This is a genomic window from Vibrio sp. YT-19(2023) (assembly GCF_033337395.1).
Map to the genome: position 1 here is coordinate 1 of NZ_JAWOQN010000727.1, position 609 is coordinate 609.

Annotated in this window: 1 pseudogene; it reads right to left on the bottom strand. The window is 48.6% G+C overall.

Annotated elements, in window-relative coordinates:
- Positions 1–74 precede the first annotated feature (74 nt).
- Positions 75–609 (bottom strand): annotated as a pseudogene (locus R7E78_RS28140) (amino acid ABC transporter substrate-binding protein); the annotation flags it as partial.

Here is a 609-nt window from a genome sequence, read left to right on the forward strand (position 1 = left end):
TGAGCGATCCTTACTCATCCAGATTGATATATTCAAGAAAAAGGGCGGCATGAACCGCCCTGATTAACTCGTTTCTAACGGATTGGTGGCGCGTACATGAAGCCGCCGGCATTCCAAAGTGCGTTAACACCACGAGCGATCTCTAAAGGCGAACCTTTACCGACTGTGCGCTCAAAGCTTTCGCCGTAGTTACCCACTTGTTTGACGACTTGGTAACCCCAATCATCACGAATGCCAAGGCCTTTACCTTTCGGACCATCAACACCCAAAATACGTTTGATGTTTGGATCTTGAGATTTCAACATCTCATCCGCATTCTTAGAGGTAATGCCGTATTCTTCCGCATTCACCATTGCTGCTAACGTCCACTTAGCGATGTTGAACCACTGATCGTCGCCTTGACGAACCACAGGGCCAAGTGGCTCTTTAGAAATGATTTCAGGTAGAACCGCCGCAGAAGAAGGATCTTTCAGATTCAAACGAAGTGCGTACAGACCCGATTGGTCAGTCGTTAGCACGTCACAGCGTCCGGCATCGAAACCTTTTGAGGTTTGCGCCGCCGTATCAAACACCACAGGTTTGTACGACATGCCACTGTTGCGGAAGTAA